29 protein-coding genes and 1 pseudogene are annotated in these 25,769 nt (G+C 40.8%); 7 read left to right on the top strand and 23 right to left on the bottom strand.

Annotated elements, in window-relative coordinates; all coding sequences use genetic code 11:
- The first annotated feature begins 280 nt into the window (after positions 1–280).
- Positions 281–2,461: an anthranilate synthase component I gene (locus ABC361_RS17265; protein ID WP_413075087.1), complete on the top strand. Its 2,181-nt coding sequence runs from the start codon at positions 281–283 to the stop codon at positions 2,459–2,461.
- Between the two features lie 57 nt (positions 2,462–2,518).
- On the opposite strand, the pseudogene ABC361_RS17270 reads toward ABC361_RS17265, so the two are convergent.
- A pseudogene (locus ABC361_RS17270) lies at positions 2,519–2,920 on the bottom strand (DUF2500 domain-containing protein).
- 264 nt (positions 2,921–3,184) lie between these two features.
- Between ABC361_RS17270 and ABC361_RS17275 the strand changes: the two are divergent.
- Positions 3,185–4,522 (top strand): hypothetical protein, encoded by a 1,338-nt coding sequence (locus tag ABC361_RS17275; RefSeq protein WP_413075797.1) that lies wholly within the window; start codon positions 3,185–3,187, stop codon positions 4,520–4,522.
- 49 nt (positions 4,523–4,571) lie between these two features.
- Here the strand turns inward: ABC361_RS17275 and ABC361_RS17280 are convergent, their stop codons facing one another.
- Complete coding sequence (locus ABC361_RS17280) at positions 4,572–5,654, bottom strand: citrate/2-methylcitrate synthase (protein WP_413075088.1); 1,083 nt, start codon at positions 5,652–5,654, stop codon at positions 4,572–4,574.
- Positions 5,655–5,764: 110 nt separating this feature from the next.
- Between ABC361_RS17280 and ABC361_RS17285 the strand changes: the two genes are divergently transcribed.
- Entirely contained in the window at positions 5,765–6,640 is an 876-nt protein-coding gene (locus tag ABC361_RS17285) for a LysR family transcriptional regulator (RefSeq protein ID WP_413075089.1), read from the top strand.
- Positions 6,641–6,677: 37 nt separating this feature from the next.
- Here the strand turns inward: ABC361_RS17285 and ABC361_RS17290 are convergent, their stop codons facing one another.
- From ABC361_RS17290 to ABC361_RS17300, 3 genes are all read right to left on the bottom strand, one after another.
- Positions 6,678–7,892, bottom strand: a complete 1,215-nt coding sequence (locus tag ABC361_RS17290; protein ID WP_413075090.1) for an MFS transporter — start codon at positions 7,890–7,892, stop codon at positions 6,678–6,680.
- 381 nt (positions 7,893–8,273) lie between these two features.
- Entirely contained in the window at positions 8,274–8,990 is a 717-nt protein-coding gene (locus tag ABC361_RS17295; protein WP_413075091.1) for a class I SAM-dependent methyltransferase, read from the bottom strand.
- A 12-nt stretch (positions 8,991–9,002) separates the two neighbouring features.
- Positions 9,003–9,500 carry a GNAT family N-acetyltransferase gene (locus ABC361_RS17300; RefSeq protein ID WP_413075092.1) on the bottom strand — a complete coding sequence of 166 codons (498 nt, stop codon included), beginning with the start codon at positions 9,498–9,500 and terminating at the stop codon, positions 9,003–9,005.
- Positions 9,501–9,591: 91 nt separating this feature from the next.
- On the opposite strand from ABC361_RS17300, the gene ABC361_RS17305 reads away from it, so the two are divergent.
- Positions 9,592–9,879 carry a hypothetical protein gene (locus ABC361_RS17305; RefSeq protein WP_413075093.1) on the top strand — a complete coding sequence of 96 codons (288 nt, stop codon included), beginning with the start codon at positions 9,592–9,594 and terminating at the stop codon, positions 9,877–9,879.
- A 102-nt stretch (positions 9,880–9,981) separates the two neighbouring features.
- On the top strand, positions 9,982–10,134 hold the full coding sequence (locus ABC361_RS17310; RefSeq protein ID WP_413075094.1) for a hypothetical protein: 153 nt from the start codon (positions 9,982–9,984) through the stop codon (positions 10,132–10,134).
- A gap of 73 nt (positions 10,135–10,207) precedes the next feature.
- Here ABC361_RS17310 and ABC361_RS17315 read toward each other — a convergent pair whose 3' ends face one another.
- The 3 genes from ABC361_RS17315 to ABC361_RS17325 form a co-directional block, all read right to left on the bottom strand.
- On the bottom strand, positions 10,208–10,621 hold the full coding sequence (locus tag ABC361_RS17315) for a DUF6841 family protein (RefSeq protein ID WP_413075095.1): 414 nt from the start codon (positions 10,619–10,621) through the stop codon (positions 10,208–10,210).
- Between the two features lie 163 nt (positions 10,622–10,784).
- Complete coding sequence (locus ABC361_RS17320) at positions 10,785–11,681, bottom strand: sulfurtransferase (RefSeq protein ID WP_413075096.1); 897 nt, start codon at positions 11,679–11,681, stop codon at positions 10,785–10,787.
- 162 nt (positions 11,682–11,843) lie between these two features.
- Positions 11,844–12,611, bottom strand: a complete 768-nt coding sequence (locus ABC361_RS17325; protein ID WP_413075097.1) for an SDR family NAD(P)-dependent oxidoreductase — start codon at positions 12,609–12,611, stop codon at positions 11,844–11,846.
- A gap of 128 nt (positions 12,612–12,739) precedes the next feature.
- Between ABC361_RS17325 and ABC361_RS17330 the strand changes: the two genes are divergently transcribed.
- The gene (locus ABC361_RS17330; protein ID WP_413075098.1) at positions 12,740–13,261 is read left to right on the top strand and encodes a type 1 glutamine amidotransferase domain-containing protein; all 522 of its coding nucleotides are present in this window, start codon (positions 12,740–12,742) and stop codon (positions 13,259–13,261) included.
- A 46-nt stretch (positions 13,262–13,307) separates the two neighbouring features.
- Here the strand turns inward: ABC361_RS17330 and ABC361_RS17335 are convergent, their stop codons facing one another.
- The 12 genes from ABC361_RS17335 to amaP all read right to left on the bottom strand — a co-directional run bounded on the left by ABC361_RS17335 (position 13,308) and on the right by amaP (position 22,495).
- The gene (locus tag ABC361_RS17335; RefSeq protein WP_413075099.1) at positions 13,308–13,985 is read right to left on the bottom strand and encodes a hypothetical protein; all 678 of its coding nucleotides are present in this window, start codon (positions 13,983–13,985) and stop codon (positions 13,308–13,310) included.
- A 22-nt stretch (positions 13,986–14,007) separates the two neighbouring features.
- On the bottom strand, positions 14,008–14,688 hold the full coding sequence (locus ABC361_RS17340; RefSeq protein ID WP_413075100.1) for a hypothetical protein: 681 nt from the start codon (positions 14,686–14,688) through the stop codon (positions 14,008–14,010).
- A complete protein-coding gene (locus ABC361_RS17345; RefSeq protein ID WP_413075101.1) occupies positions 14,685–15,554 on the bottom strand; it encodes an ATP-binding cassette domain-containing protein in 870 nt (289 codons plus the stop codon). The genes ABC361_RS17340 and ABC361_RS17345 overlap by 4 nt, the downstream gene beginning before the upstream one ends.
- Positions 15,551–15,925, bottom strand: a complete 375-nt coding sequence (locus ABC361_RS17350) for a GntR family transcriptional regulator (protein WP_413075102.1) — start codon at positions 15,923–15,925, stop codon at positions 15,551–15,553. The genes ABC361_RS17345 and ABC361_RS17350 overlap by 4 nt, the downstream gene beginning before the upstream one ends.
- Positions 15,926–16,393: 468 nt before the next feature.
- Positions 16,394–17,368: an HD-GYP domain-containing protein gene (locus ABC361_RS17355; RefSeq protein ID WP_413075103.1), complete on the bottom strand. Its 975-nt coding sequence runs from the start codon at positions 17,366–17,368 to the stop codon at positions 16,394–16,396.
- A gap of 187 nt (positions 17,369–17,555) precedes the next feature.
- Positions 17,556–18,665, bottom strand: coding sequence for a CAP domain-containing protein (locus ABC361_RS17360; RefSeq protein WP_413075104.1), 1,110 nt, complete (start codon positions 18,663–18,665; stop codon positions 17,556–17,558).
- Positions 18,666–18,952: 287 nt separating this feature from the next.
- Positions 18,953–19,138, bottom strand: a complete 186-nt coding sequence (locus ABC361_RS17365; RefSeq protein WP_413075105.1) for a hypothetical protein — start codon at positions 19,136–19,138, stop codon at positions 18,953–18,955.
- A 49-nt stretch (positions 19,139–19,187) separates the two neighbouring features.
- Positions 19,188–20,447: an MFS transporter gene (locus ABC361_RS17370; RefSeq protein WP_413075106.1), complete on the bottom strand. Its 1,260-nt coding sequence runs from the start codon at positions 20,445–20,447 to the stop codon at positions 19,188–19,190.
- Between the two features lie 66 nt (positions 20,448–20,513).
- Positions 20,514–21,116 (bottom strand): TetR/AcrR family transcriptional regulator, encoded by a 603-nt coding sequence (locus ABC361_RS17375; protein WP_413075107.1) that lies wholly within the window; start codon positions 21,114–21,116, stop codon positions 20,514–20,516.
- Positions 21,117–21,234: 118 nt separating this feature from the next.
- A complete protein-coding gene (locus tag ABC361_RS17380) occupies positions 21,235–21,702 on the bottom strand; it encodes an Asp23/Gls24 family envelope stress response protein (protein WP_413075108.1) in 468 nt (155 codons plus the stop codon).
- Positions 21,703–21,728: 26 nt separating this feature from the next.
- Complete coding sequence (locus ABC361_RS17385) at positions 21,729–21,938, bottom strand: DUF2273 domain-containing protein (RefSeq protein WP_099303940.1); 210 nt, start codon at positions 21,936–21,938, stop codon at positions 21,729–21,731.
- Positions 21,939–21,949: 11 nt separating this feature from the next.
- Entirely contained in the window at positions 21,950–22,495 is a 546-nt protein-coding gene (gene amaP, locus ABC361_RS17390; RefSeq protein WP_099303942.1) for an alkaline shock response membrane anchor protein AmaP, read from the bottom strand.
- A 206-nt stretch (positions 22,496–22,701) separates the two neighbouring features.
- Between amaP and ABC361_RS17395 the strand changes: the two genes are divergently transcribed.
- The gene (locus tag ABC361_RS17395) at positions 22,702–22,932 is read left to right on the top strand and encodes a hypothetical protein (RefSeq protein WP_413075109.1); all 231 of its coding nucleotides are present in this window, start codon (positions 22,702–22,704) and stop codon (positions 22,930–22,932) included.
- Between the two features lie 52 nt (positions 22,933–22,984).
- Here ABC361_RS17395 and ABC361_RS17400 read toward each other — a convergent pair whose 3' ends face one another.
- The 3 genes from ABC361_RS17400 to solA form a co-directional block, all read right to left on the bottom strand.
- A complete protein-coding gene (locus ABC361_RS17400) occupies positions 22,985–23,401 on the bottom strand; it encodes a YhjD family protein (protein WP_413075110.1) in 417 nt (138 codons plus the stop codon).
- A 114-nt stretch (positions 23,402–23,515) separates the two neighbouring features.
- Entirely contained in the window at positions 23,516–24,499 is a 984-nt protein-coding gene (locus ABC361_RS17405) for an aldo/keto reductase (protein ID WP_413075111.1), read from the bottom strand.
- 68 nt (positions 24,500–24,567) lie between these two features.
- The gene (solA, locus tag ABC361_RS17410) at positions 24,568–25,704 is read right to left on the bottom strand and encodes an N-methyl-L-tryptophan oxidase (protein ID WP_413075112.1); all 1,137 of its coding nucleotides are present in this window, start codon (positions 25,702–25,704) and stop codon (positions 24,568–24,570) included.
- Between the last annotated feature and the right edge of the window lie 65 nt (positions 25,705–25,769).

Below are 25,769 nucleotides of genomic sequence, written 5' to 3' on the forward strand. Positions count from 1 at the left end.
AAAGACACCCTTCCTTTTTCAAATCGTAATTATTACGATTTATAATATCGAACAATTTTGTTCATGGCAAGTCTTTTTTTAGAAATGAGTTCTTGTGTTTCCTTGAGAGCTGTAATAAAATGTGTTACAAGCACGGGGGAGCTCGTGTCGTTGAGATGAGCAGAGTGTAGATAGATGAGCAGAGATGAGTAGAGCAAAAAATGAAGACGAAGGGTACTAGTCCCTTTTATTTGCTGATGCTTTCTCTGTATACCCAAGTATACAAAGGAGGTTTTTTGTTGTGAGTATTCTTGCCACACTTAAAACAAAAGAGAAATCGAAGCAGTATCTTACCGATAGTGAACTTCATGTCACGAGACACATACAAGCCGTGTCTCCATCAAAAATAGAAACGGACATCTTGCCCCATCTGGATACCACAAAGGGTGCGATTTTTTCGAGTAGCTTTGAATTCACTGGTCGTTATTCAAGGTGGGACGTCGCATTTCTACGCCCTCCGCTGGAACTAACGTATTCGGCTGACCGTTATACGATCCGCGCACTTAATGAGCGTGGCAACGTTCTTTTAAATGAAATTCGTACACATTTTTCCAAAAATGACATTCCTTATATTCAAAATTTCACGAACCAAGAAAGTTATATAGATGGCTCCATTCCACTAGGAGAATCCATACAAAATGAAGAAGACCGCACAAAACAACCTTCGATCTTTCAAGTGATTCGAGCGATAAAAGAACTGTTTTCTTCTGAAGAGGATCAATTTCTTGGCTTATACGGTGCATTCGGCTTTGATCTGATTTATCAATTTGAACAGCTTGCTAAAGCAAAAGAACGCCCTGAAGATCAACAAGATGTCGTTTTATATATACCAGACGAAATAACGGTTGTGGATCACCATTTAGCCATTGCCTACACGTTGTCGTATGAATTTCAAACAAAACAAGCGTCCACAGCATCCCTAGAGCGAACCGGGACAGAAACTCCCTATAATATGAATGTAGTGGGCAAAGAATCACCTTATAAAAAAGGATATTACGCAGATTTAGTCCGCAAAGCCATTCCTTCTTTTCATGCAGGTGATTTGTTTGAAGTCGTACCTACACAAGTGCTACAAAAGCCACTTTCCTTAGCACCGACAGACATTTTCAAACAGCTTCGAGAGATTAACCCAAGTCCATACGGGTTTATTATCAACCTTGGAGATGAGCATCTTGTTGGTGCTTCGCCAGAAATGTTCGTGCGCGTGAACGGGCAACAGGTCGAGACTTGCCCTATTTCTGGAACAATTCGAAGAGGCAAAGACCCTCTAGAAGATGCACAAAACATTAAAACGCTTCTTAACTCAAAAAAAGATGAAACCGAGTTAACGATGTGTACAGATGTTGACCGAAACGATAAAGCACGCATTTGTTTACCTGGTTCAATCGAAGTGATTGGCCGTAGACAAGTGGAGACATACGCCCGACTGTTCCACACTGTTGATCACATTATCGGCGAGATGCGGGAAGAATACGACGCCTTAGATGCGTTCATGACGCATATGTGGGCCGTTACCGTCACAGGCGCGCCTAAGATTGAAGCACTCCGCTGGATTGAAAAAAATGAAGAAACGCCTCGGGGTTGGTATGGAGGTGCAGTTGGTTGGTACGCGTTTAACGGCGATTTAAATACAGGTTTAACGCTACGAACAACGTCGATTAAACACAACACGGCTACACTGCGAGTCGGTGCAACCCTTCTTCACACATCCGATCCAGAAGAGGAAGAAGAAGAAACACTCGTAAAAGTTTCAGCGTTAGCCGAGGCTGTATCGCTACAAAATCAAACACCAAAAACACCTTATGTCGCACAACAGCCAGGAAATCAGAAACATGTCCTCATTGTGGACCATGAGGATTCCTTCGTTCATACGTTAGGAAGCTATTTTAAACAAACAGGCGCAACGGTTTCCACGACGCGATCCGTATATGCCCTCGATTTTCTAGAAAAGTATCACTACGATCTCGTTGTGCTTTCTCCTGGCCCTGGTACTCCAGAGCGCTTTAAACTAAGCGAAACGATTGCTTCTTGTGTAGAAAAGCAAATCCCTATCTTCGGGGTATGCCTCGGCTTTCAAGGAATCGTAGAATACTTTGAAGGTGAGCTTGGCTTGCTTGAAACACCTTGCCATGGGGAACAGTCGGAAGTGACGGTTCATCAAAGAGACGGGATGTTTACAAGTCTCCCCGCCGTCATTAATGTTGGTCGGTATCATTCGATTTATGCCAAAGAACTGCCTGACTGTTTACGCTTAGAAGCAGAAACAGACGATCACGTTCCAATGGCCGTTCAGCACAAACACTTACCGATATCAGGGGTTCAATTTCACCCAGAATCAATTTTAAGCAAATCAGGAGAAGTTGGCTTGCAGCTCATTCAAAATGTGATGGCAAGACTCTTCATAAAAAAAGAGGCCGATTAATTTCGGGCTCTTTTTTTCCTCCACTCGCGTAAGTAGTTAAACGATAAGCTGTGTTTCCTATCCATTCTCTTTACGATATCTTCCAAACGCCAAAAACCTTGAACCTTGAAAATTCAGTTCTCCAACATCCCCTTCAGTCAATAATCCATATGTTCGATTTGGAACCGAAAACTCCATTCAATCCCTGCTATCAAATTCAAACGTAGCATAGTACGTAGTCGATGAGTGGCTCGAAGGATGATCATGACGATGGGAAGTGCGTCGACTAACATCTATACGCTTAGACGTTAGTGTCGCCATCACTCGTAAATTGGGTGATTGATTGTTGTGATTCCATTCTCGTAACCCTTTGAAGGCTACACCGATAAAGACCATTAAAATGATGGCAAAAACGATAAAGAATAAAACCGGAAATACAGTAAAGAACCAATCTCCATCAGACCCATAAACCTCATACATACGAACCCCTCGCTTTCTCTATTCTCTATTAACATACGTATGATTTGTGAAAAGAGCTTCAAAAAGGGCACAATCTCACTAATTAAATCTAGTTTTATTTCTCTCTTTTATGAACCGACGCTTTTCCCCTCTTACCTCCGCACTCTTCCTTAGGCTACCGCATACGCTACAGCATCAACTTTATTTTAGAAAGGACTCTGATGAAGGGTGTTGACGCTTCCTCACTGGCTTTATCTTATAGGTGTGTTACTCATTATTGGCACCATGCTTATTCGAAAAAATGTTGTGGTACCAGCCATTCTTATGACCTTTCTACTAGGTCTTGCTTATACGGGTTCTTTAACTACTGGTGTCCAAACCGTCTTTACCGCAAGCCTCGTTGCTGCTGGAGAGCTTTTTAGTATTTTTCTCATTATTGCTGTGATGTCTGCTCTTTTACAAGGGCTCGAATCAATTGGAGCGAACAAGCAAATGATTCAGCCAATTGGAAAAGTCATGATCAACGGCCCGATTTCGTATCTTATTATTGCACTCGTTACCTATATGATCTCTTTATTCTTTTGGCCAACGCCTGCTGTTCCTCTAGTCGGTGCCCTTCTCTTACCGGTTGCCATTCGAGCAGGGCTTCCACCTCTTGCTGGGGCAGCTGCAATTGTTCTTGCTGGTCAAGGAATGGCCTTATCTTCAGACTATATGATTCAAATCGCACCCATGCTTAGTGCAACTGCTGCAGGGGTAGACGTGCAAGCTGTCGCAGATCAAGCGCTCATTTTATCCCTCATTACAGGTATCACCGCCCTTTTATTCGCTTACCTATTCTTTCGGCGGCAAATTAAACCTAAAGACGATCATCACCTCGAAAAGTGGATGAAAGGGCGTCAGCAAGAAGCAAAAGAAGTCATCGTAACATGGAAGTCAAAGCTCTTCGCGATTCTTGTTCCCTTATGTTTTTTCATCGTTGTTAGCTATATGCTTTACACAGCGTTCTTTACAGACTTAGCACTGGAAGGTGGCGCAGGAGCTGCTTTAGTTGGTGGGCTCGCCTTGCTCTTACTTCTCCTCACCAGTTTCGTTTATCAACCGAAGAACGTTTTTGATTCGGTTAGCGATCACCTGGTTGATGGATTTTTATTTGCTTTTCGTGCCATGGGTCCGGTTATCCCGATTGCTGGTTTTTTCTTCTTAGGGAGCAGTGACTTTTCTTCCTCAATCCTGCAAACAGATACGTCACCAGCGTTTTTGTTTGAGCTTGTCACAGCAGGACAGCACTTTATTCCTGAATCGGGAGGGTGGACAGCATTCGGTATTCTGCTTATTGGTATGGTCACTGGCCTTGATGGCTCAGGCTTTTCAGGGCTACCCCTTACTGGCGCATTAGCAGGTGCCCTTGGTCCTGTTTCAGGCATTGATCCTGTAACATTAGCAGCAATTGGGCAGATGGGCGCCATTTGGGTTGGAGGCGGCACACTAATTGCTTGGTCTTCTCTTGTGGCAGTTGCAGGGGTCTCAAAAGTTCCCGCTCAAGAAATTGTTCGGGTCTGTTTTATACCCGTTATGATTGGCTTACTGTTATCAACACTCTTCGCACTATGGTTCTTCTAACGTTATTCATAAAAAAGAACCACGGCCTTTTGCCGTGGTTTTCTCAATTTCAAACAGATTGCGCTGGCATCTCCCCGGTATAGCGATGAGAAGGGCGATAAATTCGATTATCATTTCGTTGTTCCATAATGTGCGCACTCCAGCCAACAATCCTGCTCATTGTGAACGTAGGTGTAAACAATCGTTCATCTAGCGCTAACGCATCCATTAGCGCAGCTGCATAAAACTCGACATTCACATAAAGATCTCTACCTGGTTTGTACGTTGCTAACATTTTGGTAGCCAATCGTTCAAATTGTACGGCACGATTCATTGTATCATTCGACTGTCCAAACCTTTCCAAAACCCCTTTTAACGCTTGTGCACGTGGATCTTTTGTTTTGTACACGCGATGGCCGAATCCCATGAGCTTTTCACCGTTTCTTAACTTCTTTTCAATAAACGGTTCAATCTCTTCATCTGTTTTGACCGCTCGCAACATTTCTAGTACACCTGTTGGCGCCCCGCCATGAAGAGGACCTTTCATGGCACCAATCGCACCAGTGATGACCGAAATATAATCTGCTTCCGTTGAAGCGATGACCCGTGCGGTAAAAGTAGATGCGTTCATGCCATGTTCCATTGTTAAGATCATATATGTTGTTAAAGCTTGAACCACTACATGTGTCGGCATTTCGCCTGTCAGCATGTATACATAATTCTCCACATGGTTTAAATCAGTTCGGGGTTCAATTGCATCTTTTCCTTCAATGAATCGAAGTCGCCTGGCAATAATCGTTGGCATGGTTGCCGTTAGCTTCATCGCTTCTTCTTGCGACGCTTCTTTTTCTCCCATAGCAGAAATACATGTACGTAAAACGCTCATTAAATCGATCTCCGCTGGAAGTTTGGTGATCATCGCATCAATTTCTTCTGGAAGAATACGCTGTTGTTTAAAGAGGTTCATTACGATCGCTTTTTCCTCATCTGATGGAAATGTTCCATGTAAAAGGAAAAATGCGACTTCTTCAAACGTAAAGTCCGTAAGTTCCCTCACTCGCTTTCCTCTATAAATACATTCGCCACTTTCCCCATCAACCTGACTAATAGCTGATTCAGCTACAACAACGCCTGCTAATCCTTTTTGTATCATCTCATAACCTCCTCTGTTCTTTGACTTCATCTTACCTTATACTTGTTATAAAAATAATTAAATTATTCTTATTAAATTGATTACTTATATTAATCATTCGAGGTGTCAATATGAATATGAACTGGATTCGCACATTTATTGTTGCTGCGCAAGTCGAAAATTTTTATCAAACTGCTGAAATGCTCTATGTCTCACAGCCGACGATAACCGTACATATTAAACAATTGGAGCAAAGCCTCGGTGTATCCCTATTCTCTCGTGAAGGTCGAAATATCTATTTAACCGACTATGGAAGAGCGTTCCTCCCTCATGCAATCGACATCCAAGATAGAATAAGGCAAAGCTATATTGAAATGGATAAGAAAAGGCAAGGCTACCACCGCCTTCTTCGTTTGGCCGTTTCACCGTTAATTGCAACGACCTATCTCCCTTATTGGATGCGGACATTTGTGAAGCAATATCCATCAATAGAAGTGGTCGTAGATGTTGTAGATTCTACGTTCATTGAACACAAAATTAATCAGCACGAAGCCGATGTTGGACTTACAAGAAAGCATCCTTTGTCACAGTCCCAAAACATAGCAGTTCTACAAAGTGAACCTCTTTGCTTTGTGGTGCCTCATGACGGTGGAGATTCGGAATCAAGTCCACCTATTTCATTAGAAAATGCACTACGTACCTATACGATGCTCACATACAACCATCCCGACTACTGGAAGAACCTTTTGCTCGCCTGTCGCGCAATTCAACCTCGCATGCGGGAAATGAAAGTTTCACACATTCATGTAACAAAGCGTTTTATTGAAGAAGGAATCGGTTGCTCCATTTTGCCCCGTTCCGCTGTTAGAAGAGAATTAGCTGAAGGAAGAATGCTGGAGGTGGATACTCAATTATTACATACACCTTTCGTCTCAACTTACTTTATCGAAAGAAAGCATTCAGAAGAAGCTCGTGCCTTTCGTTCTTGCATCGAAAAAATCACTTAAAAGAGGAACAGCGCGCTTCACCATTCCTCTTTTTACATCATTCAGGCATTGAATCGTAATAAAACTCTTTCTTCTCCCTGTTCATCACAACCTTGAAAATATAAATTCCCAGCAGCAGGAAAACAACTGAACTAAAGATATACACCGGACGAATTGCAAGCCATTCGGCAAAAACACCAATCAACGCAACCATGATAATCGTCAGTCCTGCTTCAACCATACCAAGCAAATTCGTAAATCGACCCATGATCGATACAGGAATATGATTTTGATAAAACGTAAGGAAACCGACATGGGCAAACGTAATCGCAAACGTCACGATAAAGACGCCAACTGAAGCAGTTAGAAATGAATGAGAGAAGGCGAAAACCAAGTAGCCGATCGGCGTAATGATTGCGCCAACGCCAATTAACAAATTGATTTTTAGCACCTTCGCAAACCAAGCATTCAAGAGAGAGCTTACAACCATTCCGAGTCCGGCAATTCCGACAAGAAAGCCATACGTACTTTCTGAGAAAAGAAGCACTTTTGTCGCGAATGCCGCTTCAATTGAGTCAATTCCTGCTAGAAAGACAACAAACCCACCAAATAACAGATAGACCCACGTCACATGGGTATGTTTACGACCAAAAGCGAGTACCAGTTTCCAATCTTTTTTCACAACCGCAAACGTCACTCTCTCATAAACAGCTTCTTCGTCTTTAAAATCAAGATTCGGCAATAACATAATGACAAATGCCGATAACAGTAAGGCCACTGCATTCACGAAGATCGCCATATTTGGTGAACTGACGATAAAGAGAACACCCGCGATTGATGGTCCGAGAATAAACCCACTGGACTGAATGAAATTACGTAACGAGTTGAAGCGCTGCCGCTTCTCTTTCGGAATTAACTTTGTCATATAGACGATTGAGGTTGATTCAAAGATCGAGCTGCCCATATTAATCAACAAGACAAGGGCATAAATCATAAACAACGAATCGATAAACGGTAAACAGAAGATCAGGCACGCTCGCACAATATCCAACGTTATCATAAGCGTTCGTTTGTTTAAGCGATCAATGAATGACCCCGCCCAGACGTCGGTAATGAGCGACGCGACCGGAATGAGCATATATAAAACCGCGACGGCTAAAGGCGAACCTGTCATTGTTAACACCGTTAAATTTAAGGCGAGAAGGTAAACCCACGCACCAATATTTGAAATACCAACACCAACAAGCAAAAGCACCGGGGCTTTCCAATTCATGTAGCACCACTCCTAACCGATTTTTTGAACAACGAAAAAAAAGTCTCACCCCCAAGGTTCTAAACCTTGGGGGCGAGACTTCGGATTAGAAGTTTCGCGGTGCCACCCCAGTTTGTTGCTGTATCGCTACAACAACCTTTTCAAGTACGCCACAGCTTTTTAGATGTGGTTATACTCTATCTCAATAACGGGAGAACCCGGTACACCATCACCTTCCGCAGAAAGATCCTTTGTACAGCTCAGAGACTTGTTTCCTCACGCCATTACATCCTCCATTCCCACCATCAGGAGTTCTCTGTTATGCTTGTGCGCAAGTACTCTTCTCATCGTCGCTTGTTTCGTTTTTTTATTATAGGTAATTTTCAAAATAAAGTAAAGAGATTATTTTACAGCATGAAAAATAAATGAAGACGATTGAACTGTTGCTTCTTCAAATGTGAAATCTCCATAGCTCTGAACCGTCGCAAAACCAGCTTTTTGAAGTGATTGCTGTAGCACTTCATGTGACCTAAACCTCAGCTGAATTTTTTCTCGCACATACATCTCACCAGTTTGTGTGCCTTTGACCGTTTCACAAAACGTGTAAACTTCATTTTCAAATCCATCATAGCTTGTCCAGATTTCCAGCGGCTCCCCTGTCAGTTCATTCACAGCAAAATCGGGGGTATCATCTTGCTCCCACTGTTCCCATACTTTCGATTCGGGATTACGTGCGTCAAAAAGAAGATGACCACCTTTTTTCAATGCGCGAACGACATCTTGCAGCATGTTTTCCCAGCTTTCATCTGTTAAAAAAACCTGGGCGACATTTGCCGTTAATACTACCGCATCATACGTGTGGTCGTTTAACTGAGAGCTATCACCTAAAATCCATTGTACGCCATCGCCAAACTGCTTCTGCTTGGCATAAGATAGCGCCTCTTCATTCGGTTCAATTCCCGTAACCTGGTAGCCTTTATCAATAAAATGAGCCGTTAATCGCCCTGTCCCACACCCTAAATCTGCGATCGTCCGCACTGGCAATGTCTCTAATAAATCGAGAAAAAATTGATCATTTTTTCCAAACCCATTCAATTGGTCATAAACGATTGGAATCATAGAAACCTCCTACTATTCTAATAGTTTGTACATGTAATACTCATTAACTGGCTTTTCATCCACCATAAGCGAATGAATTTTTTCACCCTCTACCAAAAATCCAAGTCGCCGGTATAAGTCGTATGCTTTTTTGTTTTCCTTTATCACAGTTAATTCAAGTCGGCTAATTTTCATATCTCTCGCCCAAACAAAAATCTCTTCAAAAAGCTTCGTCGCTACTCCCTGCCCTCGATACGCTTCATCTATGCCTACAACAATGTAAGCAGAATGTCGATTTCGCCTTACTGTACCACCAATTGCTAAAATAAAACCGACCAGCCCCTCGCTATCATCTGCCACAAACAATGCGGTATTTTTCGTTTGTATTACTCGTTCAATAAACGCTTGCTGTTGTGTGACAGTCAGTTGTTTTTCACCAGGCTCATGCAACATAAAACCAGATTCATCGATTCTCTTATTCAGTAATAAATAGTGTTCCGCGTCTTTTAATTCTATAGCTCGAATCTCCACTTAAGCACCGCTCCTTTCCCAAAGCAAATGAAATTGAAAAATTACCTTTCCTCGCTTACAATAAATAGACTAGTTTATTGGAGGTATACCCATGGCGTTTCGTCTTACCACACTTGTTCTTCATAGTATTGTTTTGATAATGGCTCTTGTCATTGGATTAACGGCACTTTATAACCCTAGCAATATGTATGCAGTCCCTTCCCAAAGCGTTTGGTTGACACTACTAATCTTCTTTTTAATTTTAACGATCGTATCAACTGTGTTTCAACTTAAACGACCAAGCGGAGCTGCATTAGCCTTATCTATGCTTGGATTAGTCGCTCTTTTTTTCTTTATTCCCGTTGCTACTGCATTCATTGAATATTTCCTTAATCTCTAAGAGGGTCCTGACACGACTCTCTTTTTCAATTTAGATCTTCCGTTTTAAAAAGGCATAGAAACGGGTAAGGTAGTACCATTACAATACTACAGGAGTGTTTCTATGCTTGAACATGAAGAATTGCAATTATTCCAGCGTGAAATGGATTACCTTGAAACGTTAAAAACCAAACATAACCATCCATCTTGTCCTCTTTACCACATGCTTAAATCACAAATAAACGACCTTCAATTAGTTATAAAACAAGAAGCGTAACATGCCTAAAACATCCTTCATCGGGAATTTCGGTTTTAAATACGTACCTGCACCTAACTATACCATGTTCCTTTTACGTGGAGGCTCCATCACCTGTTATCGAGCCAAAAATACGTAATTTCTCTTCTTGCATTTTCACAAAATACTGGATCGAAAACGAGACGTGTTCACCCTGCTCTCCTTTCATGTATACGCCTTCCCATTCAACTTTAGCAAGTGCATGAAAGTCGTCTAATTCCTGAACCGAAACAGCCGTTGCAATCATTTTTTTAGTCCCCATTGAACGATAATAGCTAAAGTCTTCTTCCACCATTTCGACTAACACCTGATCATTTTTTGCTACGTTAATATGAGTAGGAGTCGTCTGAATAAATGCGTCCGCATAAAACTGCGCAACCTCGGTTAATGATTTTTCTCCAGCCAACGCTTCATTTAATTGTTTCTCATATAATTTAAAGAAATCTTCTACTTGAATTTTATTAATCATGTAAGTCACCTCATTAATATTTCTTCTTCTCTCTATTACCTTCATGTTGTTCATAGAAACCTATCAGACAATTAAGAACTATGCACAAAGATGCTATATGATAAGCAAAAATCCCTATAGGAACAGCGGTTCACCCGTCCCCATAGGAATTCATCTTGAAGCTCTATTCGTTTGACGTAGCTAGTGGAGCTTGTTCATCCTGAACCCATTCTGTCATCGAGCCATCGTACACGGCAACGTCTTTTCTACCTAAAAGGTAGAGAATAAATGCATTCCACGTTGCTGCAATCCCACCACCGCAATAAGCAACAACACGCTTAGATGAATCAAACGCACCTGTTGGTTCAAAAATACTGCGCAACGTTTCTTCATCTTTAACTTTTAACGTTTCGTCATCAGATAGAGTGGCAAAATAAACATTTTCACTACTTGGAATATGGCCTGGACGACCATACGTGTTCTTTTCCCCACTAAATACTTCAGGAGATAAGCAGTTCAGTAAAATCGTATCTGTGTCTTTTGTTGCAGCAAGTACATCTTCTTTTGTTGCTACTAATTCTGGTCGACGTGTTTTCGTAAATGTTCCTTGAGGATACGATTCCTCACCACTTTTCGTCGGTCTTCCCTCTGCCTTCCACTTACGAAATCCGCCTTCTAGAATGGAAATGTTGTCAAACCCTTCATAACGAAGCTGCCACCATACGCGAGATGCCCAATCTGAAGCAGAATTGGCAGATCCCACCTCCGCAATGCGGTCATAAATGACGACATGGGTTTGGTCATCTACACCTAGCTGTTGGATTTTCTCAACAAATCGCTCTCTACTCGGTAAAGTAAAGGCTTTTTTATCATCAGGATCAGCTAATTCGTGCAATACGTCGGCATGAACAGCTCCAGGAATATGCTCTTCTTTATAGGCGTCAAATCCACTATTAATCGAATACAAACCATCACCGTCAGGCAATTTTAAAAACGTCGTTGCATCTAATAGGCGAATCTCTTTATCGTTTAAATGCTCAGCAAGCCACTCAGTGGATACTAAAGGTGAAATCGTTGTCATGATGAACATCCTCCTCAATGTTTCGAAACTATATTAATCCTATCACTTTAAACGGAAATAAAAAAGAAAAACGATTTGCTCGTTCTCATTTTATTGTTTCCTTTCATCCCAACATCTCCCTACTGAACGTTAGCTTTCTCAAACAAAGCCCAATCACTCTTATTAGCTTCGAGCGGTTATTCCTCCATCTATAGAAATAACTTGCCCAGTCATATACGAACTGTAGTCAGAACAAATCCATAAGGCCGTATTTGCAATCTCTTGAGTGGATGCGATTCTACCTTGTGGAATGATAGCCTCGTAATCTTTTTTTGCTAATTCGGTTTGACGAAAGACCTCTTCCAACAGTGGCGCATCAACAGGACCAGGGCATAAGGCATTAATCCTAATTTGATCTTGTGCATGTTCAAGCGCGGCGGTTTTCGTTAGATGATTGATAGCTGCTTTTGAAGCGGCATAAATAGAGATACGTGGCGTTCCTCCAATTCCATTAATTGATGAAACGTTTAAAATAACGCCCGATCCTTCGTTTTTCATATGTAATAATTCGTATTTCATGCAGAGCCAAGTTCCTTTTAAATTGGTTCCAACCACTTGATCAAAATCTTCCTCCGTTACATCTGGTAGATTCACCAAGTCTGCGACAGTTCCAGCACTGTTACAAGCAACATCAATCCGACCAAATTGAGCAATAATTGTTTCAAAAAACGTTTTGACTGCATGACTTGAGCGTATATCCACTTGATAAGCGTGGGCTTCCCCTCCTTTTTCAATAATTGAGTGCGATACATCCATTAGCTTTTCCAATCTTCTTCCACCAAGGACGACGCGTGCGCCTGCCTCGCTAAACCTTCGAGCCAGCGCCTCCCCAATTCCAGAACCTCCACCAACGATTACAACCGTTTTCCCTACATAGTTGAGCTCAATCAATTTAACCCCTCCTTTACTGTTCTTTAATTCTTGTTGATTCACGCATCTCCTGCTCATCCCTTTTATGTTTACTCACAATAAAATCGGGAATTTTAAGTAAGAACACTTATTTGAAAGGATGTTTCACCATGGGCAAGCGTATTGCCGTACTAATAACGGATTTATTCGAAGACATTGAATACACAAATCCGAAAGAAAAACTTGAAGAAGCCGGTCATACACTCGTGACCATCGAGAAAAAAGCCGGTAATCGCGTAACAGGAAAAAAAGAACAAGCAACTGTAACGATTGATAAGGGAATTGACGATGTGACGCCTGAATCGTTTGATGCCCTGCTTTTACCAGGAGGGTTTTCTCCAGATAAACTGCGCGGGGATGACCGATTTGTCGCCTTTACAAAAGACTTCGCAGATAACGGCAAGCCGATTATGGCCATCTGCCACGGGCCACAGCTTCTCATCAATGCGGATGCGTTAGTTGGAAGAACCGTGACTGGTGTAAAACCAATTGTGCCGGATCTCGTTAACGCTGGTGCACGTTTTGTTGACCAAGAGGTAGTGGTTTGTCAAGATAACTTAGTTACAAGCCGTACCCCTGATGATTTACCTGCTTTTAACCGAGAATGTTTAAACGTTCTTGAAAGAGTATAGTGACAAAAGTAGACCGCTAAGTCCATTCGACTTAGCGGTCTTTTTTTTACCGGAGGCTCGTTCGTTTTAAAAGGAAATGACTTGCTGCGAGTAAACCCATTATCGGCAGAATAAACCAATAAATCGTGAATAGCGCTTCACCTTGATGCAAGGTTGTGACGTAAGTGATCATCGCTTCTTGAACAAATGGAATAAGAAAGAGAACGCCCACTCCAGCTAAGAAGAGATAAACGGCTTTTGTTCCGAAGCGTTGACGGACACTGGCAATAAAGAATACAATCATGGCAACAAAAAGAACGGCGATCAGTTCGTACACGAGTACGAATGATGGTGACAAGGCTGGCAAGAATTCCGCAAACCCAAGTAAGAGAATCTGCTCCATACCGACGATTGAAGCCACCCAAGGCAAAAGCTGGATTAAACTGTGATGAACGGCGGCTCCCATCACGATAAAAACCAACACAAGTAGCATACTAGCAAGCACAAACTGTTTTCGTGTTGCCCCTAATTTTAGTGCGTAATGAAAATCGTTTTTGATGATGTTAAAACTAACCGATCCTATCCAAAAAAGAAAGATCGGCCAAACAAATAAGAACACTTGGGTTGAAGCCAACGTTGTAATGACATAGCCACTTATTAAAATCCCTGTAAGAATAAGCCAGAAGATCGTAAATAGTTTTGCTAATTCTGGAAATATTGATTGAAAAATAGATCCTATTTTCATACATAAATCCTCCATCTCTTCATTATCGTAAGGTCATTTGCCTCAACACAGGTTGACTAGCTAGGCAAGCTAATACACCAATGATGCCTAATAAGAAAAACGTCCCAAGCGCCTCTCCCTGGTAAAGCATCCGTAGCCAACTTGTCACCCCATCTCTCGTCATCGGTAGCAACAAGAGTACGCCCAGAGAACCAGCGAGAACGTAAACAGGCACAATGCCATACTGATAACGAATCACACCGATCAGATAAAAAATTCCTACTAAAAAGAATGCAAATGTTAGATCATAGCCAAAGGCATATAAAGTAGACAGTTCTGGCAAAACTTCTTGAAATCCAATGAGCGTGACATTCTCAATTGATAAGGCCGCTGCTACATTTGGTAGGACAAGCAAATACACGCGATGGATCAGCTGGCCAACGAGAACCGTGATTAGTAAGATCAATACACTTCCCGCAAAAAATTGTGTGCGTGTCGCTCCAAGTTTAAGCGCATAGTTTAGATTATTTTTCGTTATCAGAAAACTATTCGCGCACAACCACACAAGAAAAATGGGCCAGACAAGCAAAACAATCGACGTCCCCATAAATGATGCGATTACATATCCAATGAACAAAAAGCCAGTTAAAGTAAGCCAAAACATCGTAAATGCTTTTAGCATGTCTGATAAAATCAATCTTTTTATTTCGAAAACTTTACTCATTGAGGCAACGGCTCCTTTGATGTATAGTCAATAAAAAATTCTTGTAGGGATAAAGGCTGAACGCTGCAACCACTTGGAATGTCTGGCACATCCCCTTTACTATATAAAACAGCTACTGTCGCTTCTGATAAAAGGGATTCTCTTGATAGCACGTGTTGCCCAGTCAGATCTAAGTGAGCTAGTGCGTCTTTTGATCCACTTATACGTAACGCTCGTTCTGCTAAATCTTCTACCGGTTCTTGCAACAGAATTTCCCCGTTATTCAAAATGATCGTATGTTCAAAGATTGCTTCTGTTTCTTCAATAAAATGAGTCGAGAACAGAATGACGCGCGGGTGCTCAACATAATCCTCAATAATCTCTTTATATAATTTCTTTCTCGCTGTTGCATCCATCCCAATGTAAGGTTCATCGAAAATGGTTAATGGAGCTCTACTAGCTAGGCCAATACTCATGTTTAAAGCGGAATTCATCCCCTTTGAAAGTTCATTCAAACGTTTGTTTAACGGTAAACGATACTCCGACACTAAGCGAGCTAATAACTCTTCATTTAATTGAGGATAAAATGCTTTTACATGCTGAAGGACATCTTTGACTCTTAACGTAGGCTTAAAATTATCACTTTCTTGAATGAAGCTAATTTTATTTAACGTTTCGCTATGATCAAATGGATTCTTGCCATCAATCTCAACAATGCCATGATCCCAATTCGATAACCCAGCAAGAATATGCATCATTGTCGTTTTTCCTGCACCATTCGGTCCAAGCACAGCATAAATACCTACCTCATCAATTGTTAGATCAATGTTATTTAATACGGATTGGCCTTTGATTTCTTTCGAGACTTGTTTTAGTGTAATATTCACTTTCGTTTACCCCTCTCCTCGTCAATTAACTGCTTAATTTGTTCATCACTTAATTCTATTTGATTGGCTTCATTTAACATGGGGGCAATATACGTTTCTCTAAACGAATCTTGACGTTCTTTAATGAGTTTCGCCCTTGCTCCCCCCGAAACGAACATGCCGATTCCACGTTTTTTATATAAAATTTCTTGATCAACTAATATATTAATGCCTTTTGCTGCGGTTGCAGGGTTAATTTGCAAAAGTTTCGCAAATTCATTTGTTGAAGGCACTTGATCACCTTCTTTTAATTCTCCATTGACGATGTCATTTGCAATCCGAACCGTAATCTGTCTGAAAATCGGTTGATCACTGGAAAATGAGAACACCATAAATTGCATAACCTCCATGGTTCATTACTTATGTAACTAACCATATAACGGATGAACAAGATTGTCAACGAAATAAACTGAATAAAATTAAAATTAGTCGCTTACAATTAGGCTATAACGATCATTTTCGCGAATTGGTCTTTGCATATGTACATATCAAAAAACAAGGCATCAGTCGCCTTGTTTTGATTCTTCGCGCTTTTGGTCTTTTCTTTCTACATAAAAGAGACATCCATGACTAGCCATAAGTAATAGCAAAGCCACAAAGTTCCATTGTGGTGGAGTAATAAAAATAATGAGCAATCCTATAATAAGAGTCGGAATGACAATCTTATTGTATCGCTTTAGTCGTTTACGGGCACTGGGTTCGATGAAGCTGATGCAATCACGCCTTTCAATAACGTTGTGGCAAATCTCATATGTCGTTCAAACCTCTTCAAGTTTAGCCTCAACTTTTCCTGCAATTCTTTAAGGCAAATTGAGAATATCATGAATAAATAACGTTGGCTCCTTAACTAAATTAATCATTTCTGACTCACTCCCGTACCCTACCTGATGAGTTGGAAGCGTTCGCACAAAAGGTCGATGAGGAATCCCTATATTTTGTGCTGTCACAACACCTGTCTGCTTATTTGATAAACGGACATGACTACCAACTGGATAAAGCGAAATGGAATGCAGAAAGACAATCATAATATGCCAGTCATAGTTCATGGTAATTCCAAATATGTACTCAATTGCTTCGATCGGGCGTCGTTTAACGTGTGATCGACTTTGATGCAATAACTCATCATACTGGTTCGCAATTGCAATAATCTGGCCCGCTTCTTGAAGATGACTTTGCGATAAATGGATCTCCGGCAAACGATACGCTTGTTCCTTCGCGACGCTTTTCGTAATGAAGCGCACTTCTCGCAACCATTCAGCTTCTCGATACGGGGCAAAATCAGCCCAATCCAGTCCCCGCCTTCCATCCTCTATGCCATGTAGCAACGCAGCTAGAATCAAAGTCGTTAACTTCTGCTCATCATATTTTAATTTTTTTCCTACATAAGCCGATAATACGCTTACCTTAATCGAGTGTTCGAATAAATGATTATCTTCAGTTTTTAATTTATGAAGCCACGAATTGATGGCCGTGAACTCAATTAATTGCTGAATAGAAGCCAACACGGCTTTTTTTTCATTCTCAAGATCCACTAAAAGCCAATTAAACGATTGAATAACGACAGGCATAATCGTCTCTACTTTTTCCCGTTCTTCTTCTTGTAGCTTATCATCGATCGGAAGCTGGTAGATACCAAAATTTTTTAACCGCATAATGAGCCGATGGTTTAATACTGTACCCTTTCTTAAAAGAAAATGCCCATTTTGTGAATGCACCACATCGCCTAAAACCATTCCTGGGATTACATGATCACTTTTTATATTGGTGATTCTCACATCCCTATCCTCCACTTCTAAATAACTAGGATTAAAGTCGCTTTATGTTTCCATAATAAACTAATCTGTCCTAATTGACCATCTCAACGAACGGATCCTTTCAACTTTTTTAAAATAGACAAATTAGAGAACGAAAAAAAAGCGCCTACAACAGGGGTTTTCCTGTCATAGCCGCTTTTCAGTTGCCTCAACGTCTAACATATTTTTCAGTAAAGAAAGGCTCGCCGTTCTCACCAAAATCAACACCTACACCTAACTGGCGAAACTCTTCCCTAAGAATCACATCTCGATGTCCCTTAGAATTCATTAACCCTTCATGGGCATAAATACTACTAAACTGACCCATTGCTAAGTTTTCTCCCGCGCTTCTAAAGCGAATCCCATCTTCATTCATTCGATCATATGGCGATTGCCCCTCTAAATTCGTATGACTAAAGTATTGGTTTTCAGCCATATCGGCGCTATGATCTCTCGCTGTATAACGGACATCTTCATGCCATTCGAGAATAGGCAAGTCATGCGCAACACGCTCAGCATTCGTTAAGTCAAATAGCTGGTATTCAAAGCCATCACGCATGTCATCCGTTGGCTCTGTGTAAAGCGAGCGTTTGCTCTGCTCCACTCCATGATCAATGATCTGCATACCCGTCACCATGAGGTCTTGATGCTCATCATAAAAGACCGTCACATAGCTATCGTCTAATTCAAACATATCATAGGCTTCTTCTTCATTTAACTTATAAGAAAACGCCCCTTTACGGAGAACATCAATCGGCTCCTCAAACGCATCACGAACCTCGCTCTGATCTGTTCCATAGCCAATGCCAATGTCGGAAGAAATCAAATCTTGATTCGTATAGAGCCCTCTAACCACATCTTCATCATCAAAAAACACCATGATAAAATTTTGGTAATCTGTATGATACGCGTGCCACTCTTGTCCATACTCATTCGTAGACACTCGTTCTGGCTCACCAACCTCTTGCTCAACATCGCCTCGGCCATCACCTAACTCGATATTGTGGATTGAAAAAATTTGTTCTTTAGGTTGATCAAGTTCAACCGCTTCAACAGGTACAGCTTCTTCTGCCTCACTTATCTCCATGTCTTCCATTGGTAAAACTGCTCGCAAGAAGTCATCGAAAAACTCAAACGACATATCAAAAGTTGTCTCCTCGCTCCATGTTTGAACAGATTCTACCGATGAAGCAACGGCGTTTTTCGTTGGCTCCACCCAAAACTCTCTTGTACTATATGCAAAGATTACGACAACAAGAATTGCAAGTAATCGTTTCATCATTCACGCCCTTATATACCAGTCATTCTATTCTATTAATCAAGATAGCCAATCTAGAACAACTTCAAACTAAATCTAACGTCAGACATCTCTTGTCTCTCTATTATAAAAGAGAGGGTCTTGCGCAATCAAAAGGAAAATAATAGAACAATGTGTGAGGAAATCGTGACTACTATGGTAAACTTCTCTTAAGTTAATAAATGATTCTTTCTCTCCCCAAAATTGTTCATCGTTGTATGTGCTCTACGGAAAAAAGATATAAAAAAGAGCTTCCTTGACGGATGCTCCTAAGCTTCAGTATCAACATGGTCCTTTATAAGCTGTAACAATACGAAGCATCCAATCGCCACACCAGATAGAGATAAAATCATTAACATCCACAAACTACCTGTTAGTGCCGCAAATAGAGAAAATAGATAAGCCATGATCACACAAAAGAGTAGCGTTCCAATCATCTTATATGCATGCTTCACTTGCTTCATCCCTCTCGAGTTTTTACTACCATTCCCATTAGGAGAGAAACTAAACCTGTTCTTCGATCTCCACATGACGTTCTCTGTCCATATTTTCGTGAAAGACTTGAGAAAACAAACCTATACTTACGAAACCCATTACACTAAATATGGCTGTCATCGTTAATGGAGATAACCAGTTACTGATAATCATAACAATACCGGCGCTACTCACCCCGAGTAACAACGCCACATGATACCATCCCATATACGTACTTCGCTTATCATCTGGGATAAGAGTTGCAAGCATTGCTTGTTTTACAGGGATGTGAAGGACTTCTCCTACGGATGCGATAAACATCGCACCAATAAGAATAATAGGTGTCGTGCTCATACTAAGCACCACGTAGCCGCTGAAAAAAAGAAACACACCTCCTATAAGCGTCACACGAGGAGGCCATTTCCTTGTCAGTGTCGCGATACCAAGCGTCAGAAAAAGAACAAGAATGGTGTTTTCAACTTTCAGTAACCCGAGCATTTCTACGCCTCCTGCTTCTTGAGAGAAGAAAGAAAGAATTGTTTCACCAGCTTGTATCTCCGTCGAGAGTCGAACACCTATATACGTAGTTAATTGCTCTTCCATTGCTACCACAAGTAAACTAGCAGAGCTGAAAATGAGAAACACCCGTTGACTTAAAAGAACCACCAAAGGTTGCCTCTTTTTCGTTATAGTTAAAAGGGGTTGCACTTTTTTAGGCGTATATGTTTCTGCTATAAAGAAATAAGTCACAATGATGGTTACTAAACTTGCGCAGGCTACAGTGAGCAACAGGAAAAATAAATACTCAAAAAATAGAAAAGCACCGATTACACTCCCAATTGCCACGCCTAGATTTCCCAACCAATATGAATATGTATAAATTTCTTTACGCTCGTTTGGGTGGCTACAATCCAGAATAAGCGCCTGATAGATTGGATGAACAGCTCCCATACAAAATTGAGCAAGTATAAAAAAGAAAAAAGTAATCAGCGCAGAATCCCCCCATGGACCATTGGCGAATGCGGCTCCAATGTATGCCAAAACCGTCCCCGCTTCGAAGAGAAGAATGAGCTTCTTTCGCCCAATTTTATCAGAACTCGCCCCTCCAATCACTGATCCAGCAACACTAGCAAGCATGACGCCAATAAACATCAGACCACTTCGAACCACCCCTAGCTCCGCTGAAAAGTAAATAATGAGGTAAGGTAAAACCATCATAGTTGTTAACTTTGACACGGACATCAACCCTAAACGAATCTGAATCGTACGTGAAAAAGATCGAAAAGACATCTTATTATCATCCTTTTTTAATTAATGACTGATTAATCAATCATTAATTAGTTTATTTTTTTGGACCTACTGTTTTATAGGCCCAAATAATTGCATCGTGGTTTCGTTGAAAGACCCCTGGAAAGCACTATACCTTGAATCGACTGAGTTTATTCGTAAGCCTGATAGCAAACTCGTATACATTGTTGCTACAGTCATCGGATCTTGGTCTATCAGTACTTGCTTGTTCTGGCCGTTTTCTACTAATCGTTTAACCTTTTCTCGAAATTGATCGTGAAAGGCGTCCAATTTAGCGAATGCTTCTGGATATTTGTTGTGCTGACCAATAATTTGCACAACAATCATTAAATAATTTTGTAAACTGGCGTATATGGTCATGTGGCGATCAATCATTATTTTCAGTTCAATTAGTGGTTCTTCTGATTCTGGATTAAATGACAACACATCGTTTTTAAACGCTTCGATTGGTTCCACAACGACTGCATAAAACAATGCTTCTTTATCTTTAAAGTATGTAAACACACTACCAAAACTAATTTCAGCAGCCTCAGATACTTTCTTAATAGTTGTACCTTCATACCCAAGTGTCGCAAATAATTCTGTCGCTACATCGAGAATCAGGGTACGCTTTCTCTTCATGTTCTCTCGCTGCTTTTCTGATAAAGGCATGTTAATCTCCTCCTTAACGAACGAATGATTGATTAATCAATTGTTATAAGAAGTATAGAGGATTTTTCATTTTATGTAAACAAAAAAAGACCGCCATTCGAGGCAGCCTTTTAAACGATTATTCAACACGATCACTGTTCGTGCGATTTTTTGTTCCATTTCCATCGTTAAACTCTTCTCTCGTAAAGACATCTGCAACATTCATATTAAACTCAACAAGCTCTAAACCTGTCATTGTTTTGATATTCTCTGCTACTTCTCTTTTAATTGACTGATAGATGGCTGGAATTTCTTTTCCATATTCTACGTAGACTTCTAAATCAATAGCCGCTTGTTTTTCACCAACATCAGCACTAATACCTTTCGTAATATCTTCGTCGCCACCAAACGTTTCTTTAATACTTGAGAAGAATGAACCACTCATCCCTAAAATGCCTTCTGCTTTCATCGTTGCAATGGCCGTAATTTTTTTAATTACTTCTGTGTCGTATGTTAATCTGTCGCGATTTTGGCTCTTTTCTTCTTGCTCTCTTTTTTCTTTCATGTACGTTTCATCTGTTTTTGTCGTTGATTTTACGTTACTCATTTTCATCATCTCCTAATTCGTCTAATTTATTGTCTTTTACTAAATAGAGCATCTAAATAGCCAGAGGCATTTAAATCACCATCAGCCCATTTACCAACTAAGAAACCAATTGTAATGAATAGTCCAACGGCAACGGTGTACCAAAAGCCAATCGTAAAAAAGAGAACACTGAACACCGCTGCAATCAAAAGACCTACAATCCGTCCGCGATAGCGTTTTACAGTTTCTGGATTCATGCGCACCCTCCTTAAATAACACGTTGCCGCTTATTTTGATTCGGTTGATTCTGTTTCACAAATACTTTCACTTCAGAAACAGCTACTTCTAGCCATGATTCAAGATCTTGCTTTACCCGATCCTGTAATTTTTTTGCATTTTGCTGAACAGGGTTTGGCCCAAAAGGCGTATACGTAATTTCCAGCGCTACTTGATTTGAATCTCTAGAGATCCGTGAATGGATTTCTAACGAACGCATGCCATCGAGGGACCGTGCGCTTTTTAATGCAGTTGATTCAATTGACTGCTTTGAAATTCCAATTTCCCCTACCTCAGTAGAGACGTGATAGGAATGAATCTCACTTTCACTTCTTCTGAAACTAGCAAAAAACAAAATCAAGGATAGCAAAATCAGAAAGGCGAAGACACCGATCAAGACCCAAAAGTACGGTTCACCAAGGGCAAGGATCTCATCAAACACATTATACACATTTGTTATTTGAAGAATGAATCCTACAGAAACAACAAGTGTTAGTAAAGCAAACAGTGCCATAAAAAAACGAAGAACGCCATTCATTCTCTCACCTCCTTCAAAAAACTCGACATCTATCTTGCAAGATTAGTCTCGCTATTTTTTTACCCCCACTGTATAAAGCTAAACCTTCTTTTCTGCAACTTTATAACTATATAACTTAACTTTTTCAGGAAATGAAATAACCAGGTTAACTTTCTTTAAAATCGGGTATAAAGGAGCTATACACAAACTTTACAAGGAGTGATTTTTTGCGTAATGTGTATGAGCTAAAAATGAAGTCTGGTGAGACAAGGTTATATGGCACAAATATGAGGCTAGAAACGGTTTTACGAGAAGGTGTTCATTTAGAGGAAGTTATGTACGAATTCGGTTATGAACGTGATTTTATTTATACATACATTGAAGATATTAAGCGTGATTGCCTATACTATACACTTGAAGAAGCCTTATTACATAAAAGACCTATGGAACATTTCTAAAAAGAAGATGACCTTTCATTTCTAGCTTATCAATTACGATGGATAAGCTTTTTTATCGTGCCTCTCCCTCTCTATTCAAATAAAACTGAACGTAGCGCAAGACTTCTGTCTTAAGTCGATTAGAAGGCCCACCCGTATAAAGTATTTTCCCATCTAACCAACACGCATACGTGTACGTTCGATCCGCCTTTATCTTTGGACTTAAATTCACTCGCATGTTTCGCTTCGCCATGACCATTTGAGTTTGTAGCAAATCCCTCTCTAAAAAAATTAATGCTTGCTGAATGACTTTTACATAAGCTTCAGGAAATGTCACTTGAATGTTTCGTTTTAAAAACGATTGTTGCTCTGTAATTAGAATTTTTTTTGCAAGTACGGTAAAAATATATGTACGGAAAATGAGAATAGGCTCTGTTTTCACGGTAAGCAAGTGAGAAAAGTCTAACTCTTCATCTATTCGTGGATTCATTTCCCTCGCCACCTTTCTTTCCGCTCATTATATACGAATGTATGTTCTGTTTTCAAGTAAAAAGAAAAGCTGACAACGATTGATTCATTGCCAGACTCTTTGATAATCCCTTTCTTATCTTGCACCGACAACGGGATGCGGGACATAAAGTTCTTCTAGGTAGTGCATGTCTTGAGATGTCAGCGTGACATCCAACGCCCCAACCGCACTTTCCAGGTGTTTCTCTTTTTGTGCACCAATGATCGGCGCCACTACAGGATTTTTATTTAACAACCAAGCTAGCGCCACTTTATCTCGTGAAACTCCATGTTGATTAGCTATTTCTCCTACACGCTCTATAATCCCTCGGTCCACTTTCTCCATTGGGTCATACTTTGATTTTTGCGTTTGGTCGGTTTCCGAACGATGTGTGGATTCAGATGAATTCCGAGTTAGGCGACCTGCCGCTAGTGGGCTATAGGGCGTGACCGCAATTTGTTGATCACTGCAATAAGGCATCATTTCACGCTCTTCTTCTCGGTAGATCATATTGTAATGGTTTTGCATCGACACAAATGGCGTCCATCCATTTTCCTTTGCTGTGTACTGTGCCTTTTGGAATTGCCATGTAAACATGGCGCTCGCTCCAATATGTCGCGCCTTACCTGCTTTCACCACATCATGTAAGGCTTCCATTGTTTCTTCGATCGGTGTATGATAATCCCAACGATGGATAATAAACAAGTCAACATAATCCATTCCTAGCCGTTCTAAACTATGGTCAATTTCCGTTAAAATTTCTTTTCTAGAAAGACCTCCACTATTTGGACGTTCAGGCCGCATTGGCATAAATACTTTTGTCGCCACCACAATATCATCTCGGTTTGCGTACTCATTAAGCACTTTTCCTAAAACTCGCTCACTTTCACCCATTGAATAAATATTTGCTGTATCAAAAAAATTAATTCCAAGATCAAGAGCCTTTTTAATAACCGGTCGACTTTTCTCTTCATTTAAGATCCATTTATGAATCCAATTATTCGGGTCCCCGAAACCCATCGCACCTAAACAGAGTCGCGATACGTCCATTCCTGTGTGGCCGAATTTAACATAGTCCATCGCTACAAACCTCCCTTACATTTATACAAGTAGTTTACCCTCTAGACTGAACTCCAACGCAATCTATATTACTCGTTACGATGAAAACGTCGGCAAGAAAATGCTGACAAGTCGATTTCAGTGTCTCCAGAAATAATTAGCTGACATAATGCTTGTCCCACTGCGCTGCTAAATTTAAACCCGTGACCGGAAAAGCCTGCTGCGATTGCTACATGATCGTGCTGTGGATGAAGATCAATAATGAAGCGATCATCTGGTGTCATCGTATACAGACACGTCTTTCCGTATTTTATATTTCCTACATCAGGAAAAAATTGGTTCAGGAACCCATCAAGATCTTCCTGATCCCCTCTCACTGTCCCAAAAGAATCGAGAACATCATCCGGTATAACAGGCATACCTCCATCGTGACGACCAACTTTTAAACCAGCGCCGTTGACACTAGGAAAGCCATAGTACAAACCATTTTCCGTATCAAACGCAAAAGCTGGAAACTGCTTTGAACCGTAGAGTCGTTCTTCCGCATCGTACCATGCAAATGTTTTACGAAGAGGGGTCAAAGGAACTGTTATATGAAGCTTTGTTAGCAATTCCTTCGCCCATGCTCCTGAGGTAACGACGAGCGAATGGGCATGATAGGTATGTGTTTTTGTAAAAACAGTCACAGAATCTTTGTGTATCTCTACATCTTGAACGCTCGTACCTCCAATCATAGTGGCTCCGTATGATTCCGCTAAGGTACGATACGCATCAATACTCTCCTCACACTTCAGCACACCCGAGTTTGGTTCGTAGCAACCGATATAACCTGGCTGTATGTCGACACCGGGGTAACGATGACGGACTTCGCTGTCGTTCATTACCTCTAATGGAAGTTGGTACGTTTCGGCACTTTTCAACGTTCCCTGAACCAACTTACTTTCTTCTTTTCCCACACTTAATACACCTGTTTTTAAAAACAACGATTTCCCGCTCTCTCTTTCAAGTGACGTCCACAAATCTTGCGCTCTTAGCACAAACGGAACGTAGAGCGATCCTTCTGCGTAGGCATGACGAATGATTCGTGTCTCTCCATGGTGACTTCCCCTTTGATGAGGTGGATGAGACGAATCTAGTAACAACACTCGTTTACCACTCTTCGCCAAAAAATAGCCTGCCGCCATTCCCATTGAACCGGCACCAACAACCACAACATCATACTGCATCTGCTCCCCACCTTCATTGCATGAATTTTCGTACTAGTATACGATAATTAGATGAAGAGCGAAAG

The sequence above is a fragment of the Shouchella phoenicis genome (assembly GCF_047238345.1).
Lineage (GTDB): Bacteria > Bacillota > Bacilli > Bacillales > Bacillaceae_D > Shouchella.